Genomic DNA, 16170 nt, shown 5'->3' with positions numbered 1-16170 from the left:
TTCAGATAATGTTGACTTTTTGAAAAAAGTCAGTATCATAGGTAGTGTAAATTGACCTCTTGTGATTTACGTTGATGGTTTTTTGACGTTATGTTACTTGAAGAAGGAGTGTAAAAATTCATGGCAGTAGATTACGATTCCAAGTCTTACTTGGAAAAAGTTGACGCTTGGTGGCGTGCCACGACTTACCTTTCCGGTGGTATGATTTTTCTGAAGAGCAACCCATTGTTCTCAGTTACAAACACACCCATCCAAAAGGATGATGTTAAGGTTAAGCCTATTGGACACTGGGGAACTATCTCCGGCCAAACTTTCCTGTACGCACATGCTAACCGTTTGATCAACAAGTACGGCTTGAACATGTTCTACATTGGTGGTCCTGGTCACGGTGGCCAAGTAATGGTAACCAACTCTTACTTGGATGGCACCTACACGGATGCTTACCCTGAAATTACCCAAGACCTCGAAGGGATGTCCCGTTTATACAAGCGGTTCTCATTCCCAGGTGGGATTGGTTCTCACATGACTGCTCAAACTCCAGGTTCTCTCCACGAAGGTGGCGAACTTGGTTACTCACTTTCCCACGCAACTGGTGCTGTCTTAGACAACCCAGACCAAATTGCCTTCACGGTTGTTGGTGATGGGGAAGTTGAAACGGGCCCTGCAATGACTGCATGGAACTCCATCAAGTTCTTGAACCCTAAGAACGACGGTGCTGTGTTGCCAATTCTTGACCTTAACGGGTTCAAGATTTCTAACCCAACGATCTTCTCACGGATGAGCGATGACAAGATCGCTAAGTTCTTTGAAGGTTTGGGTTGGTCACCTCGTTTCCTCGAAAACGATGACATTCATGATTACATGACTTACCACGAAAAAGCGGCTAAGTTATTTGATCAAGCAATTGCTGATATCAAGCAAATCCAAAAAGACGCTCGTGAAAACGGCAAGTACGAAGATGGGACTATCCCAGCTTGGCCAGTTGTTATTGCGCGCTTACCAAAGGGTTGGGGCGGTCCTAAGAAGAACTTGGACGGCGATCCAATCGAAGGTTCATTCCGTGCTCACCAAGTTCCACTTGGTCTGAGCCAAAACAACTTCAAGGAACTCCCTGAATTTGAAGAATGGATGAACTCATACAAGCCAGCTGAATTGTTCAATACTGACGGTTCATTGAAGGCAGAAGTCGCTGACTTTGCACCTAAGGGTGACAAGCGGATGGCTGCTAACCCAGTTGCTAATGGTGGCCGTGCTCGTGGCGAAAAGCCAGAAACACTCGACTTACCAAACTGGAAAGACTACGCTAACGACATCAACGAATCTAACCGTGGGACTTTGTTACCAGATGGCAACAAGAACATGGATATGAACGTTCTGTCAACCTTCTTTGCTGGCGTTGCCACAAAGAACCCATCATCATTCCGGATCTTCGGACCTGATGAAACGATGTCTAACCGTCTTTGGGAAATGTTCAAGATTACGAACCGTCAATGGATGAGTAAGGTCAAGGAACCAAATGACCAATATGAAGCTCCAGAAGGCCGTATTTTGGATGCCCAATTATCAGAACACCAAGCTGAAGGTTGGCTTGAAGGTTACACCTTAACTGGTCGTACCGGTGTGTTCACTTCTTATGAATCATTCTTGCGGGTTGTTGACTCAATGACCACGCAACACTTCAAGTGGATTCGTCAAGCCGCTGCAGAACCATGGCGGAATGATTACCCATCCCTGAACTTGGTTTCAACATCCACTGTGTTCCAACAAGACCACAATGGTTACACTCACCAAGATCCAGGTATGTTAACCCACTTGGCTGAAAAGAAGTCTGACTTTATCCGTCAATACCTTCCAGCTGATGGGAACACATTGTTAGCTGTCTTTGACCGGGCCTTCAAGGACCGTCAAAAGGTTAACCACATTGTTGCTTCTAAGCAACCTCGTCAACAATGGTTCTCAATCGACGAAGCCGAAGAATTGGCTACGAAGGGTCTTAAGACCATCGACTGGGCTTCTACTGTTGCTGAAGGTGAAGATGCTGATATCGTCTTTGCTTCTGCTGGTGTTGAACCAACCATCGAAACGTTGGCAGCTGTTGACTTGATCAACGATGCTTTCCCAGCTGTTAAGATGCGTTACGTGAACGTTGTTGAACTAGAACGTCTGCAAAAGAAGAACGGCCCATTGAACGATGACCGTGCACTTAGCGACAGCGAATTCAGTTCATTCTTCGGCGAATCTGGTACACCAGTTGTCTTTGGCTTCCATGGTTACGAAGACTTGATCGAATCCTTCTTCTACGAACGTCAACACCTTGGTTTACATGTTCATGGTTACCGTGAAGATGGTGATATCACGACTGCTTACGACATGCGTGTATACTCCGAATTGGATCGGTTCCACCAAGCTAAGGATGCTGTTAACACCTTGATTGCCAAGGGCGTTATCGACGAAGCTGCCGGCAAGGCCTTCGACAAGAAGATGGACGACATCTTAGCTAAGCACTTTAAGATTACCCGTGACGAAGGTCGCGATATTGAAGAATTCACTAAGTGGCAATGGACGCCATTGAAGAAGTAATTCTTTGATTAACTAAAATTGAAACGCCACAAGTTGGTGTGAACATTTTGAACCGTTACTCAAGCGTGAAAACGCCTGGGTAACGGTTTTTTTGTGTATAAAAATAGCCGCTGAGAATACCGAATGTTTAGGATTCTCAGCGGCTATTTTTAAAGTATTAGGGGTAGCGTTAATAAATATTTGATAATTAAATCAATGAGAACAGATTGGGGGCATTGGCTGTGTGCTGATTGGGATCAAAATAAAAACGGTCAACGCCGGATTGTCCAAGCGTTGACCGAAGTTATATAGGCGGGAGTTTTTGAAAACTAGGCTAAAAGCAGGCTAGTTTTCGTTCAAAGCATACTTATGAATTGCGGCGGCCACACCATTTTCCGCGTTGGTTAAGGTGACAGCCTGTGCGGCTTCTTTCACTTCGTCAATCGCGTTTCCCATTGCGACACCCAAGCCAGCGTATTTAATCATGGTTAAATCATTGCCTTGGTCACCGAGGGTCATCACGTCATCCGCAGTCAAACCAAGTTGATCGACCAGTTCGCTCAGAGTGCCCCCTTTGCTAGCCCGCCGATTCATGACTTCGATGAAGTAGGGTGCACTTTGGACGACACTGAATCGGTCCTTGAAGTCTTGTGGCATATTAGCTTTAACCTGTTCGATAACTTGGGGATAGTCGACAAACATGGCCTTTGAAATCGTTAAGTCACGAGGTGTTTCGCTGACTTCGCGGTACCGAATGAGCATCCGGACCAGATAACTTTCGGCAATGGTATACGCACTGATATCTTTATTGGCCGTGTAGATGTAATCGGGCGTCTCAATTTGGAAATGTGCGCGTACCTTGCGGGCCCAAGCTTCCAGATCAATATAGTCCTCGTAAGTTAGTGAGTGATTGGTGAGGACTTTACCAGAGATCGTTTGGGCAACGGACCCATTAAAGGTGATGGCATATTGGTCATCGCCACTGATACCCATAGCATCAAGGTACGGTTGCACGCCAGTTAAAGGTCGGCCGGTGCAGAGTACCACCTTGATATCTTGGGCCTTAGCTGCTTGTACGGCGTCAATGGTTTCTTGAGCCAGTTCGTTTTTTTCATTGAGTAGGGTGCCGTCGATGTCAATTGCGATGAGTTTGATGGTCATAGAAGATTCTCCTTTTAATGTGAAATGAAAGTGGTTATTTGGGTTGAATCAGTTGGTTATTTTGAATATAGCTGCTGAACTCGTCATAGATTGGTTGGAAGATTTCTGGGGCGTCATCGCCGGGATTGAGTAATTCCTTGGGGAAGAAGAAGCGTTGATCGCCAGTGAACTTACCCCGAATGGCGTTGACCAAATCTGAGACCGTCGATAATTCCAACAAGGTGCCATCGGGTTCTTGAAGTTCGATTTGGGTCAGCGGGTGCGTGATCCGGGGATCATAGGCATCGTCATAAGGCAAATCATAGCTATTGTCCGTGGCCGTATAGTAGTCGGTATTGAAGCCAACCGAGTGAATTAGTTGCCGCAGTTGCGGTAATAGAGCTTGCGTTGCCTCATCATATTCGACACTCTTGAGTGGTTTGCGGTCTAAGAAGCGATGGGCGAGGTCAGCCAAGATCTTATCTGGCGACTGCCGCCAGTGGGTGAAGTAAGTGGTTAACACTCCGTCGTCTAAATTCAAATAATCTTGTAAGTCAAACTGCCGATTAAAGAATGGTAACAGTAAGTGGGGAATAAAACTTTCATCCGTTTGATCCGCTTGATACAGTTCATTGGCGCGGCCCAGTAAGTGATCCAAGATGACTTCCATTGCCCGAGAAACGGGGTGAAAATAAACTTGTTGATACATCTGGAAGCGACTGACAATATAGTCTTCGACGGCATGCATGCCGTTCATGGCAAACGCAATGCCCCCTTGGTAGGGACGCATCACCCGCAAAATCCGGGTTAAGTCAAAGGTCCCGTATTGAGTGGCGGTGAAGTAGGCGTCCCGTAACAAGTAGTCCATGCGGTCCGCGTCAATTTGACTCGAGATCATTTGGACCACTTGGGGGTTAGGGTACGTTTTTTGAATAACACTGGCCACTGCTTCGGGAAAGTTGGGACTGACCCGACGGAGAACTTGGTTAACCTCGGTTTCCGGTGAAGTCAAGATTTCAACTGTAATGGCTTCATGATTGGTATGGAAGATGTGTTCAAATGTATGAGAATACGGCCCATGCCCGATGTCATGTAAGAGTGCCGCACATAATGCTGTTAAGCGTTCACGATCATCCCAGCCACCGTCACCGGGGGTCTTCATAGGATAGTTCCGTTGGAAATTATCGCAAATCTGGCGGGTAATTTCGTAGACACCCAATGAATGACCAAAACGGGAATGTTCGGCACCATGGAAAATTAACGAGGCGGTTCCGAGTTGTTTAATCCGCCGGAGTCGTTGAAATTCACGGGTATTGATGAGATCTAAAATCACTTGATGTTGGACGTAAATATAATTGTGAACCGGGTCCCGGAGAACTTTTTCTCGGGGAAGTCGTTGTTGTGCGTAAGTCACAGAGAGTCCTCCTTATTAAGCTGTGGTTGGCGGCGTGCCATTTGGGCGGTAGCGTGGTCCAGGTGGGCGCCAAATTCGGGAGTTGCCATCGCCTGTGCGAGTAGTGTTCGCCCAACTTTTAGGCCCGCCTGTTCAGCAGCAGTGATAAACCGCTGTTGCGCATCAGCTACCATTAAGTTTTGTCCAATTAACGCGGCCGTAGTGGTCATGGTAGCGGGGTCGACATCGGGAAAGTCCCACGTGTTTTCCTGTCCAGCCAGACCGGCTGTGTAAAAATCACGAATCATTTGGCCCCGAGCCAATTGGTCACCATTAACGCTGAGGTAAAGCATCGTGACCAGCGCGTGGGGACTACGCCGCTGGGCGATTCCGGCAATTTTTAGACCATTAACACTCAGGTCATAATCGCCAGGACAATAGGAATGGGTGATTTCATAATGTTGAATTGCCAATTCCGGCCAGGCGGCATCAACCAGGGTAGTCATTTGCGCATAGGCAGCATCGACACTCATTGGAGGTGTCGTTAATGGGGCAAACAGAGAGATGTTTAAGATACCGGCATCACTAACCACGGCCAGCCCCCCAGAATTTCTGAGGACGTAATCGTAACCATGTCGTTGAATGGCCTTAATGGCCGCTGTAAGGTCTGGCAAGCGTTTGTCCTTCAATCCCATGATAACGGTGGGCTGCATGGTCCAGAAGTGAAGAATTGGCTGTTTAAGCTCGGCTACGAGGTCGAGGAGGGCGTTGGTATAGCCAAACGCTTGATTTTTTTGTGTGGTCGCAATTGGAGTGGTCACAGTTTGAATGGTATTCGTGGGGAGGTCGAGAAACATGGTACCTACCTTCTTTCATTCAGTCCACGGTTGGCAAGGTCCCGACCGTGTGAAACCTATTTTCTATTATACTAGAAGTGGCGCTAAAAGTAAGCTTGGCTCATCATTGATTCAGTGGTGGTGAAAAAAGTACGCGCTCTGGGCCGCTGGTTTCTTAATTGAGGTGGTGACTATCCGCCCTCTGGTCGCGGTAAATGGGCTGGAACGTACCGGACACGACTTGAAGCCAGGCAGGTCACTTGTCTTAAAGCTCGGTCTTATCCTAAGCGAGCTAAAACGCGCACCAAGGATAACGACGGTACTGAGCCCATTTGCCGCTTCCCGCCGGACTACGGTGGTATGGCAATGTTAGTATTGATGTGCTGGTCACTATCTGCGGCTGTAACTGTTTCAACCAGTCTTGGCCCGGAAGTCACGTGTCTGGAAGGCGGCCCTATAAGGTACCACAGCGATGTTCATGAAGTACATGACGAGGACCGTCCAGCAAGGCACCACTTAAAGTGGGGGTATCGGTATGATTCACTAGATTCCGTGATAATTGGTGGGCTTTCGGCGACAAATGTCTTATAATTAGTCCAGACAATTCAATGGAAAGGAAGGGTGTAAATGGATCAATTATCAACGGGGGTTCCCGTGATGATTCACTTGGAAACACACATCAAACAAGACGATAATGTTTCAGACTACCAATTGGATGTAGATGGGCAACTGGTGCAGATGGGCCAAAACCTTTATCTGCGTTATTTGGAACCCAATGACGAAACAGGTGAGAAGACCCCAGTGACCATGAAATTCACCTCTGAAGGTGAGGTCCACTTGACCCGTAATGCGGAGGCTGAATTACGCCTACATTTTGTCAGTGGTAAACGGGTGACCGCCCGGTATAAAACACCGTATGGTATCATGCCAATTGAGACGGTAACGCCTTATTTGGAAACGAGTTTCAAGGAACGCCCCTTCAGTGGCAACGTCAAGATTGATTACCTCTTGTATGCCGGTGAGGAATTAGTTGGGAACTACAAGATTCGATTGCAATTTACGGCATAAACGCGTATTATGTTTAGTAGACTGTGGAAAGGACGTGCACCAGTTTGGAATTAAAAGTCTTTGAGGGCCAGAATAAAAAGGAATTATCAATGATTGAAGTCGCTCATGCTATTTTGTCGCAGCACGGCGACGTGATGGGGTTTGCTGACTTAGCTAACGCCGTCCAATCATACTTGGGCGACAGCGACGAAGAGATTCGTGACCGGCTGTCCCAATTTTATACGGATTTAAATGTCGATGGTAGTTTCATTTCTCTGGGTGATAACCTTTGGGGACTGCGAACTTGGTATCCGTTTGAATCCATCGATGAAGCGACGGTTCATGCTGAGGAAGATGAAGATCAACCTAAGCGTAAGAAGCGGAAGAAGGTTAATGCCTTCTTAGCTGACACCACCGATGATGATGACGTGATCGACTACGACGATGACGATCCAGAAGATGATGACAACAGCACCTACGTTGACGACAACGACGATGATGATGTTACTTCCGGAACCGGTTCGACCCCTGATTTGGGTAAATTACAGACCGGCTTAGGCATCGACGACGATGACGAAGAAGATGACACGGAAGATATTCCAGATGGCATCGAAGATCAGCTCTCACAAATGGATGCACCAGATGACGATGATGAAAATCTCGACTTCTCGGCTGACGATGATGAGGCTGATGACGAAGACGAAGAAGAAAACGACGACGAAAATCAAAAATAATTTTCGTGGTTCGCTTGACCTCTTTGCCAAAAGCAGGTATTATATTTTTTGGGCTCCTTGCTACTTGTAGTGAGGACAACTGAACGGTGAGCTCCCTATTCGCAATGGATAGGGAGCTTTTTTATAGTTTTAAATGGCTACCGGACGACCCTAAATAATCTTACAAGGAGTTAGCACATGACCAAATATATTTTTGTGACTGGCGGCGTGGTTTCATCACTAGGTAAGGGGATTGTGGCCGCTTCCCTAGGACGGCTGTTAAAAAACCGTGGTTTAAACGTAACCATTCAGAAATTCGATCCGTACATTAACGTGGATCCCGGCACGATGAACCCTTATCAACATGGGGAAGTCTTCGTCACCGATGATGGGACTGAAACGGATCTTGACTTGGGTCATTACGAGCGTTTTATCGATAACAATTTGAACAAATACTCCAATGTGACAACTGGTAAGATTTACTCGGAAGTTCTAGAAAAGGAACGGCATGGTGATTACTTGGGCGCAACGGTTCAAGTCATCCCACATATCACGGGGATGATCAAAGAAAAGATCATGCGTGCGGGTAAAACCTTAGGCGCCGACTTTGTGATTACCGAAATTGGTGGGACCGTTGGGGATATTGAATCCCAACCTTTCTTGGAAGCTATTCGGCAAATGAAGGCCGAGGTTGGTGACGAAAACGTGGTTTATATTCACACAACGTTAGTCCCATACTTGCATGCGGCTCATGAAATGAAGACCAAACCAACACAACACTCCGTTCGCGAATTGCGAAGTATTGGAATTCAACCCAATATCTTAGTGGTACGGACGGAAGCACCAATCACGGATGATATGCGTAAGAAAATTGCGTTGTTCTGTGACGTGGACCCATCGGCCGTGGTTGAATCCATGGATGTACCAACTATCTACTCAATCCCATTGCGTCTACAAGACCAAGGGCTAGACCAGATTGTGTTGGATCACTTTGGTGTGCAGGCACCCAAAGCTGATATGACCGCTTGGGCCCAAATGGTTGACCACATGCAGCACCTGTCCCGGACGATCAAGATTGCTTTGGTCGGGAAGTATGTCGCTTTGCATGATGCCTACATTTCTGTGGCGGAAGCCTTACAACATGCCGGTTACCCAGTGGATGCCAATATTGATTTGCAGATGATTGATGCCGAAAAGATTACGGATGATAATGTCCAAGATGTTTTAGGATCTGCGGACGGAATCATCGTTCCGGGTGGCTTTGGTGATCGCGGTATCGAAGGGATGATTACGGCAATCAAGTACGCACGGGAACAAGACGTGCCATTCCTAGGGATTTGTTTGGGGATGCAAGTTGCCAGCATCGAATTTGCCCGTGATGTCTTGGGTTATGCAGATGCCAACTCCACTGAAATGAATCCAGATACGAGTCACAAGATTATTGACTTGATGGCTGACCAAGCTGACGTTCATGAAATGGGCGGCACGCAGCGGCTGGGGCTGTACCCTTGCAAATTGAAAGCGGGGAGCCGGGCCGCCGCAGCCTATGATAACCAAGAGATGATTCAAGAACGTCACCGTCACCGGTATGAATTCAATAACCAATATCGTGACGAAATGACGGCCAAGGGATTGGTCTTTTCTGGAACGTCACCTGACGATCATTTGGTCGAAGTGATTGAGTTGCCAGAAAAGAAGTTCTTTGTGGCTGCGCAATATCATCCGGAATTCTTGTCACGGCCAAATCGCCCAGAAGGTCTTTTCCGCGACTTTGTGGCAGCGGCCAGTCGAGAGGTTAAGGACTAAAGTTTAAAATCCAAGAAGAGCATCACCGCTTAAAGTCGGTGGTGCTTTTTTGCGATATTTAGTTGGTAATGGCACCTTTTTATCGGCGACATGGTAGTACGTGAAAATTAGTTCACCATGTTATGCTTAGCCCGACAGGTGAGTCAGGATTATCCGCGCATGACTACGTGGTTGTGAGGAGGGGGACAAGATGCGAAAACTTTGGGGGTGGCTAGTCGTCGGTATTCTGAGCAGTCTAGGATTCGGGGGGATCACGGCCCAAGCGACAGATACAGCAGTAACCACGACGCTGCCACCTAGTATGGCGATTACGGGAATATTTAATACGACCAGCTCAATTGCCAACGTTACTAATACGGCGACACTGGTTGCGAACAATCATGGGTTACAAATAACCGAGGGGAACAATCACGCTGGTTCGGCGTGGGCTACCAATAACTATAAGGTTGATTTGAGCAAGGATGCGACCTTTTCTCTCTGGCTGTACCTAGGGAAAGGGGGGGCGGGGAGTGCCGGACAGGGAATGACCTTTGTTTTGCAGAATGCCGGTGCAACTGGGTTTACGACTATTCCGGCTGGACGCATGGCGGGCCAGTCGCTGGGAACGTGGGGCCTGGACTTCAATAGTACAGCAGCGGATGCAACGGCCGTAGCGGCGGCTGCCATACCGAAAAGTTGGGCGTTGGAGTTTGATGAGCAGGTCAATGATAGTCGTGATGGTGGCGATAATAATGGGTTTGATTACAACTATATCAATACCACGACCCAGCACATTGCATCTAATTACCCCGCGCAGGTGTCCAGTTACAGCAGAAATGGGACGGCGATGAGTGGCGCTAAATACTTTTATTTTCTGAATCATCAGGGCAAGCTTAATACGACTTTATCGGATGGCACGTGGCACCACTTAACGTTGGCTTGGACGGCGCCAACCGACAACAGCAATACGGGAAGTATGACGTATACCTTCAATGACAAGAATCCAACAACGGGAGCGAGTCAGTCCGGGCAGAGTGCCACGATTAGTTTAGACCTGAGTAAATTGGGCATTAATGTGACGGATGCTACTAAGACAGTTACTTGGGGCTTTACAGGGGTGTCCGGGACCTTTGGCACTAATAACGTGGTGGCCTTTGAACACATCCCAGGATTGGTCAATGCGCAGGCGAAAACCACGATCACAGATGAATCGCTGGCACGACCGGTCACTGCTGACGGATACGTTAACGGTGGGGACACAGTGAGTTATCGGCATCAGCTAACCTATGTCGGTGGGAGTCAGTCGTGGCAAAATATTGTGGCGCAGTTACCGACGATTCCCAATGTGACCTGGCAAAGCGGCACGGTGACCTATGCGGATGGCAGTCAAGAAACGCTACCAAGTACAGCGCTGAGTAGCAATCCTGTGACACATGTGTTAACCAAGAGTCTGTCGTCCACGAACACCACGGCCACGCTTCAGTTGACCGGACGGGTGGCCGCTGTGACTACTGAGACGCCGGTTGCTGATAGCCAAGCCACCTTTGCGGGCACCAATCAGGTGATGACCAGTACGGCACCTAACTATACGATTTATCCCGCTCGTCAATGGTCGGTGGACTGGACGGCAGGGGCTGGCGCTACCGTAGCACCGGGGAGTAACGCGACAATAACGGGGCTGGCGTCAGTGGCTGGCGAGCCAGCCGTGAATAATCATGAGGTGACCGTTCACGCCAGCTTGAATGGTCAACCCTTGCCGACCTTTACGTTAAATGGAACAACAGCGAGTCCAAATGAGGTGGGGGCTTTCACGCTTACCTTACCGGCTGATAAATTAATCAGTGGCACTAACTCCGTGACGGTCTACGTGACGGATTCGCGCGGCAATCGGTCTGCAACTATCGCGACAACCGTGATGGTGGCAGGGAAATTAGCATTTAGTCAATTGGCGAAGACCAGTTCGTTTGTGACTACGATCTTGTCGGGCCAACAGATGCTGATTAATCGGAATCCGGATTGGCAGGTTCAGGTACAGAATTCACTGGGAACGGGGACTACCTGGCAACTGACAGTTCAAGCGAGTGAGTTAACGGAAACGACCACGCAGCGTAGACTGGCAGGGGAAATGGTGTGGTGCCGCGCCGACGGGACGCAATTACCCTTGGCCACCGCCGTGCAGGTTGCCCAGAGCACCAATACGCAGCCCAGCCAAGTTACGGATATTACTGGGACCTGGCAGAACACCACTGGCATTCGATTACATGTGTCGAGTGCCGCCAGTCGCGGAAACTATCACGGTCAGTTGACGTGGACCTTAACCAATAGTCCGGGGTAAAGGATGGCGGAATTAATCATGGAGTGATTGACGCTAGCGCGGCTAGCGTCTTTTTAGTGTGGTTAAGGATGATTGTTAATGTTAATAGGATGGGTACTAAATAGATTGTTTTGAGAAATTGAAGAAGGGTGACAGATTGACGTAAAGCTATGAGACCAATCAATGGCATGAGAATAGGTAAAATTAATTCTTATCCATTTTATGTAAGCGGAAACATTTCAAGACTTGAATAGCGTTTGTTCACATAATAAAGGTTTATAATTAACATTGTTGTAACGCGTGTTATTAATCGTGCTGTAATACATGACAAATTACATATGAGGTGGGATAGTGATGAGAAAACAACGGATATTCAAATGGTTTTTGATGGTAGCCATGTTGATAACTGGCATGCTACTTGGGGGGCCAGCGATTCGTGCGGCGGCCGACGATACAACCGCCACCGATGAAGAGACACTAGATGTTTATACACCGGCATGGCACGGGAAGGTACCCGATACGCGACCGAGTATTAGTTCGCAGAGTCCTTTCTCCGCGCCGGAAGGTTGTATAGCATCTATTAATTTAGACAATAATATAACGGTCTCGGATTCGACGACTTTCGGGGATATACTCTCTGACTTAAATTCAGATTCTGCATTGGTAAAAAGGAGTATGATGGAATACTCATCAATAGCAAATGGCCTGTTTTTAATCTCTGACATTAATTCAGACGCTGCGGCGACTATCAGTAACGTGTTTGATCATACGTCAATGAATACAGCTGATCTCGAAAATATGCCAACAGAAAAGCCGGTAGAATACACTAAGAGTCCAGGACACTATTATATAGTCTTGCCTGGACAACCCAATAAATATACCGCTAAAATTATCATTAATCAGCTCAATGCTAGTGGTGAAACATCGGATATAGCAACGACGACTGCAACTTCGGCCTATACAACGGGACTATTTACGATATCGGCCAAGTATCTGGTTGACGATGCTTTCGTAATCAATGCAGGAACAGGCCAAGAGATGACACTCACAAGAATCATGGATATGGATGGCAGTGATTATGAAACATTCCCCGTTGACGTGAATCAAGGCCCACAGACATTCACCAGTGTGCCCCAAGACCAACTCTTACATGCCACCGTTAACTACAAGTTCGCAGATGGTACAGAAGCGGCGCCTTCAGCTAAACTCAGTGGTTATGCAGGGTTGACTACTGTATCGGCGAAATCACCAACAATTTCCGGTTACACCCCGGATCAAAAAGAAGTAGCGGTGGCCTTTGCGCCAACCGAAAAGACGTATACCGTGACCTACAAAGCTAACCCAACCACCCCGACGGCTACTGAGTCGTCAGCCAGTTCCAGCACCGCTGACGAGGCGACTACTTTTACGCCATTCAAGATTTATGGCAAGCGGGCGCTATACACTTACAAGAATGCCACATTTAAGAAGAATCAACGCGTGAGTCATTATGCTCAAAAATCTAAAGCCTATGCGCCAATCTTTGAAGTTGTCGGAACGGCCAAATCTACCAGTGGGCACTTACGATACAAGCTAGCAGATGGGACTTACGTGACCGCCAACGCTGATTATGTTGGTGCCCTTTATTGGCAAGGCATGTATCAAAAATTATACGTGACAAATCCTAAGGGAACGAATGCTTACGATGGGACGCGCTTTGCACAAGCAACCAAACAGAAGCATTACCGACAGGGAACAGCCTTAACAGTTGTTAAACAGACTCAGGTTGGTCAAACAACGCGTTATGAACTGACCAACGGAACATACGTGACTGGCAATAAGCAATGGGTTTCTCCAACCAAACCTCGGCTGGTTAAACAAGTTAAGGTTAAGCGGACGATCAGACTCTATCGAGATGTTAATGGGTCGACGTTCATTAAGCGAATTAAGCCGGGAAAGACACTGACCGTTACCGGTTGGGACTATTCGCATGGGCGTAACCCAAGGTTATCCGGGACTTTGCGTTACCGAGTAGCTGGCGGATATATTACAGCTAACCGACAGTTTGTTGTGGCCAATTAATTGGCATCGGTATTGGCATTAATTGGCCACAATCAACTTAAATCATACCGTAAAAAGCACGCAATTCAGTGAACTGCGTGCTTTTTACGGTATCTAAGGGTAACGATTAATCCACCTGCGTGACATTAGCAACTGCTGCTTCAATTGCTGGAATGAGGGGGCTGTCGGCGTCAATATGGGCTTCGTCAAAGCGCCGTTGCCACCAGTTCCGGCGGATGGTTTGAACCTGACTGACGATGGCGTCACCGGTGGATGTGAGCTGTAAGTTTAAGGATTTTCCAGTTCCGGCGGTCTTAACCAGATAGTCTAAAGCTTGTAATTTGTTGACCTCACGAGTGGTTAGCCCCTTATCAATCACGAGCGCCTTAGCCACTTGATTTTGATTGATGTGAGGATGCTCGTGAACGGTTAGCAACACACAAGCGGCAGTCGGATTTAGCCCAAGTTCCTGAAAGGCGGCTCGAGTATCCTTATAGTATTTACGGTGCAAAATAGAAATGTTTTGGGCGAGATAACCAAGATCTGTCATGCGTATTCTTCCTTTATGAGTGTCTGTGTTGACAAAACAACTTAAACTTATTATGATAGCCGTATGTTGATTTGTCAACACACATGAACGCAAACTAAAAAAGCGAGGTTGAATAGATGCCAACCACTAAAAACGGCGCGCAAGCGCTAATTCAAAGTATGATTAATCAGGGAATTAAGTATGTTTTTGGGATTCCCGGCGCGAAGGTCGACCAGTTATTTGAGAGCCTTCAATACAGTCAAGACCCGCGGACACCTAAGTTGGTTGTGACCCGCCACGAACAGAACGCGGCCTTGATTGCGGCCGGAATTGGCCGGTTAACCGGGAAACCGGGCGTCGTTGCCACAACGTCGGGTCCGGGTGTCTCCAATCTGGCAACCAGCTTAATCACGGCCACAGCAGAAGGCGACCCCGTAATTGCTTTGGGTGGGCAAGTGCCCCAAGATGATCTCGGGCGATTGACGCATCAGAGCATTCCCAGTCAAGAATTATTGGCAACCGCCACTAAGAGTAGCGTTGAAGTTCAACACGCGGATAACCTGTCAGAAGCATTTGCTAACGCCTATCGACTGGCGCAGGCCCCTAAGGCGGGAGCAACGTTTCTATCGCTCCCGCAAAATGTGTTAAGTGCACCCGTCGAACGGCCGGAAATTGGTACCGTCTCGCCCGTGCAACAGGGAGTGGCGGATGAAGCCACTTTAACGGCCATGGTGGACCAGATTAAAGCCGCTAAATTGCCGGTAATTTTGGCTGGCATGCGGGCTTCTGCCAGCGACGTGACAGCTGCTATTCGCCGGCTACTGGATCAAGTAGACCTGCCAGTGGTAGAGACATTTCAAGGTGCCGGTGTCGTCTCACATGCGGGTGAGGATAACTACTTTGGTCGGGTGGGACTATTCCGCAACCAAATTGGCGATAATCTGTTGAAACGCAGTGACTTGGTGATTGCGATTGGGTATGATCCTGTTGAATATGAAGCACGGTTGTGGAATGTTGATCGCCACGGGGCCGTCATCAATCTCGACAGTGTGGTGCCAGAGATTAGCACGGATTATCAGCCGGAAATGGTGATTCACGCGGATATTGCTAAAACCGTTGACGCCTTAACGGCTAAATTACCGACTGAGTGGGCCTTGCCAGCATCCGTACACGATGACTTAGCTGAGTTGCGCCACGCCTTTAGTCAACAGGCGGTTGCCCCAACTGCCGATGATTCCCACGGTATTCATCCTTTAGCTATTATTCAAGCGCTCCAAGCGCAAGTGACGGATGAGACGACGGTGGCAGTGGATGTTGGTAGTTTTTACATTTGGTTGGCCCGATACTTCCGGAGTTATCAACCTCGGCACCTGTTATTCAGTAATGGAATGCAGACATTGGGCGTGGCCTTACCTTGGGCGATGGCGGCGGCTTTAGAGCGACCAGGGCAACCCGTTGTATCCGTATCGGGCGATGGCGGCTTTCTCTTCTCCGGGCAAGAGTTAGAAACAGCTGTCCGGTTAAAGTTGCCGATCGTCCAATTAATCTGGGACGATGGCCATTATGATATGGTTCGCTTTCAAGAGATCGCTAAGTACGGACATGATGCGGGGGTTGACTTCGGTCCAGTGGATTACGTGAAGTACGCTGAAAGCTTTGGTGCCAAGGGGCTGCGGGTTACCCAAACGGATCAATTGGCGTCAACATTAGCGGAAGCCTTCCAAACAAACGGGCCTGTGATTGTCCAGATACCAGTTGATTATCGGGATAATCAGCAGTTAAAATCACAATTACTTACGGACGTGCTCAATTAA

11 protein-coding genes are annotated in these 16170 nt (G+C 48.0%); 7 read left to right on the top strand and 4 right to left on the bottom strand.

Features of this window, described 5'->3' with window-relative positions; genetic code table 11:
• The first annotated feature begins 120 nt into the window (after nt 1-120).
• On the top strand, nt 121-2580 hold the full coding sequence (locus ACP4IT_RS05285; protein ID WP_156646724.1) for a phosphoketolase family protein: 2460 nt from the start codon (nt 121-123) through the stop codon (nt 2578-2580).
• Nucleotides 2581-2904: 324 nt separating this feature from the next.
• Here ACP4IT_RS05285 and yidA read toward each other — a convergent pair whose 3' ends face one another.
• The 3 genes from yidA to ACP4IT_RS05270 are packed head-to-tail and all read right to left on the bottom strand — an operon-like array spanning nt 2905 to nt 5949.
• Nucleotides 2905-3720 carry a sugar-phosphatase gene (gene yidA, locus ACP4IT_RS05280; protein WP_156646726.1) on the bottom strand — a complete coding sequence of 272 codons (816 nt, stop codon included), beginning with the start codon at nt 3718-3720 and terminating at the stop codon, nt 2905-2907.
• 34 nt (nt 3721-3754) lie between these two features.
• On the bottom strand, nt 3755-5113 hold the full coding sequence (locus ACP4IT_RS05275) for an HD domain-containing protein (RefSeq protein WP_172757583.1): 1359 nt from the start codon (nt 5111-5113) through the stop codon (nt 3755-3757).
• Nucleotides 5110-5949 carry a lipoate--protein ligase family protein gene (locus ACP4IT_RS05270; RefSeq protein ID WP_156646728.1) on the bottom strand — a complete coding sequence of 280 codons (840 nt, stop codon included), beginning with the start codon at nt 5947-5949 and terminating at the stop codon, nt 5110-5112. Before ACP4IT_RS05270 ends, ACP4IT_RS05275 begins: the two co-directional genes overlap by 4 nt.
• Before the next feature lie 606 nt (nt 5950-6555).
• Here ACP4IT_RS05270 and ACP4IT_RS05265 point away from each other — a divergent pair.
• The 5 genes from ACP4IT_RS05265 to ACP4IT_RS05245 all read left to right on the top strand — a co-directional run bounded on the left by ACP4IT_RS05265 (nt 6556) and on the right by ACP4IT_RS05245 (nt 13848).
• Nucleotides 6556-6996, top strand: coding sequence for a DUF1934 domain-containing protein (locus ACP4IT_RS05265; protein WP_011667269.1), 441 nt, complete (start codon nt 6556-6558; stop codon nt 6994-6996).
• 44 nt (nt 6997-7040) lie between these two features.
• On the top strand, nt 7041-7709 hold the full coding sequence (gene rpoE / locus ACP4IT_RS05260; RefSeq protein WP_021740979.1) for a DNA-directed RNA polymerase subunit delta: 669 nt from the start codon (nt 7041-7043) through the stop codon (nt 7707-7709).
• Nucleotides 7710-7886: 177 nt separating this feature from the next.
• On the top strand, nt 7887-9494 hold the full coding sequence (locus tag ACP4IT_RS05255) for a CTP synthase (RefSeq protein ID WP_011667271.1): 1608 nt from the start codon (nt 7887-7889) through the stop codon (nt 9492-9494).
• Nucleotides 9495-9684: 190 nt separating this feature from the next.
• A complete protein-coding gene (locus ACP4IT_RS05250) occupies nt 9685-11808 on the top strand; it encodes a hypothetical protein (RefSeq protein ID WP_015473324.1) in 2124 nt (707 codons plus the stop codon).
• Nucleotides 11809-12141: 333 nt separating this feature from the next.
• Nucleotides 12142-13848: a DUF5776 domain-containing protein gene (locus tag ACP4IT_RS05245; protein ID WP_225439539.1), complete on the top strand. Its 1707-nt coding sequence runs from the start codon at nt 12142-12144 to the stop codon at nt 13846-13848.
• A 106-nt stretch (nt 13849-13954) separates the two neighbouring features.
• On the opposite strand, the gene ACP4IT_RS05240 is transcribed toward ACP4IT_RS05245, so the two are convergent.
• Nucleotides 13955-14377 carry a MarR family winged helix-turn-helix transcriptional regulator gene (locus tag ACP4IT_RS05240; RefSeq protein ID WP_011667274.1) on the bottom strand — a complete coding sequence of 141 codons (423 nt, stop codon included), beginning with the start codon at nt 14375-14377 and terminating at the stop codon, nt 13955-13957.
• Between the two features lie 116 nt (nt 14378-14493).
• Between ACP4IT_RS05240 and alsS the strand changes: the two genes are divergently transcribed.
• The gene (gene alsS, locus ACP4IT_RS05235) at nt 14494-16170 is read left to right on the top strand and encodes an acetolactate synthase AlsS (RefSeq protein ID WP_156646732.1); all 1677 of its coding nucleotides are present in this window, start codon (nt 14494-14496) and stop codon (nt 16168-16170) included.

The organism is Levilactobacillus sp. LN180102 (assembly GCF_050106635.1).
In the GTDB taxonomy this organism is placed as follows: domain Bacteria; phylum Bacillota; class Bacilli; order Lactobacillales; family Lactobacillaceae; genus Levilactobacillus; species Levilactobacillus brevis.
This window is presented reverse-complemented; position numbering and strand designations above follow the sequence as displayed.

What these genes read in the sequence shown, in the direction of transcription:
- ACP4IT_RS05255 (WP_011667271.1), top strand. Translation starts at nt 7,887, where the DNA reads ATGACCAAATATATTTTTGTGACTGGCGGCGTGGTTTCATCACTAGGT.
- alsS (WP_156646732.1), top strand. Translation starts at nt 14,494, where the DNA reads ATGCCAACCACTAAAAACGGCGCGCAAGCGCTAATTCAAAGTATGATT.
- ACP4IT_RS05245 (WP_225439539.1), top strand. Translation starts at nt 12,142, where the DNA reads ATGAGAAAACAACGGATATTCAAATGGTTTTTGATGGTAGCCATGTTG.
- yidA (WP_156646726.1), bottom strand. Translation starts at nt 3,720, where the DNA reads ATGACCATCAAACTCATCGCAATTGACATCGACGGCACCCTACTCAAT.
- ACP4IT_RS05270 (WP_156646728.1), bottom strand. Translation starts at nt 5,949, where the DNA reads ATGTTTCTCGACCTCCCCACGAATACCATTCAAACTGTGACCACTCCA.
- ACP4IT_RS05285 (WP_156646724.1), top strand. Translation starts at nt 121, where the DNA reads ATGGCAGTAGATTACGATTCCAAGTCTTACTTGGAAAAAGTTGACGCT.
- ACP4IT_RS05265 (WP_011667269.1), top strand. Translation starts at nt 6,556, where the DNA reads ATGGATCAATTATCAACGGGGGTTCCCGTGATGATTCACTTGGAAACA.
- ACP4IT_RS05240 (WP_011667274.1), bottom strand. Translation starts at nt 14,377, where the DNA reads ATGACAGATCTTGGTTATCTCGCCCAAAACATTTCTATTTTGCACCGT.
- ACP4IT_RS05250 (WP_015473324.1), top strand. Translation starts at nt 9,685, where the DNA reads ATGCGAAAACTTTGGGGGTGGCTAGTCGTCGGTATTCTGAGCAGTCTA.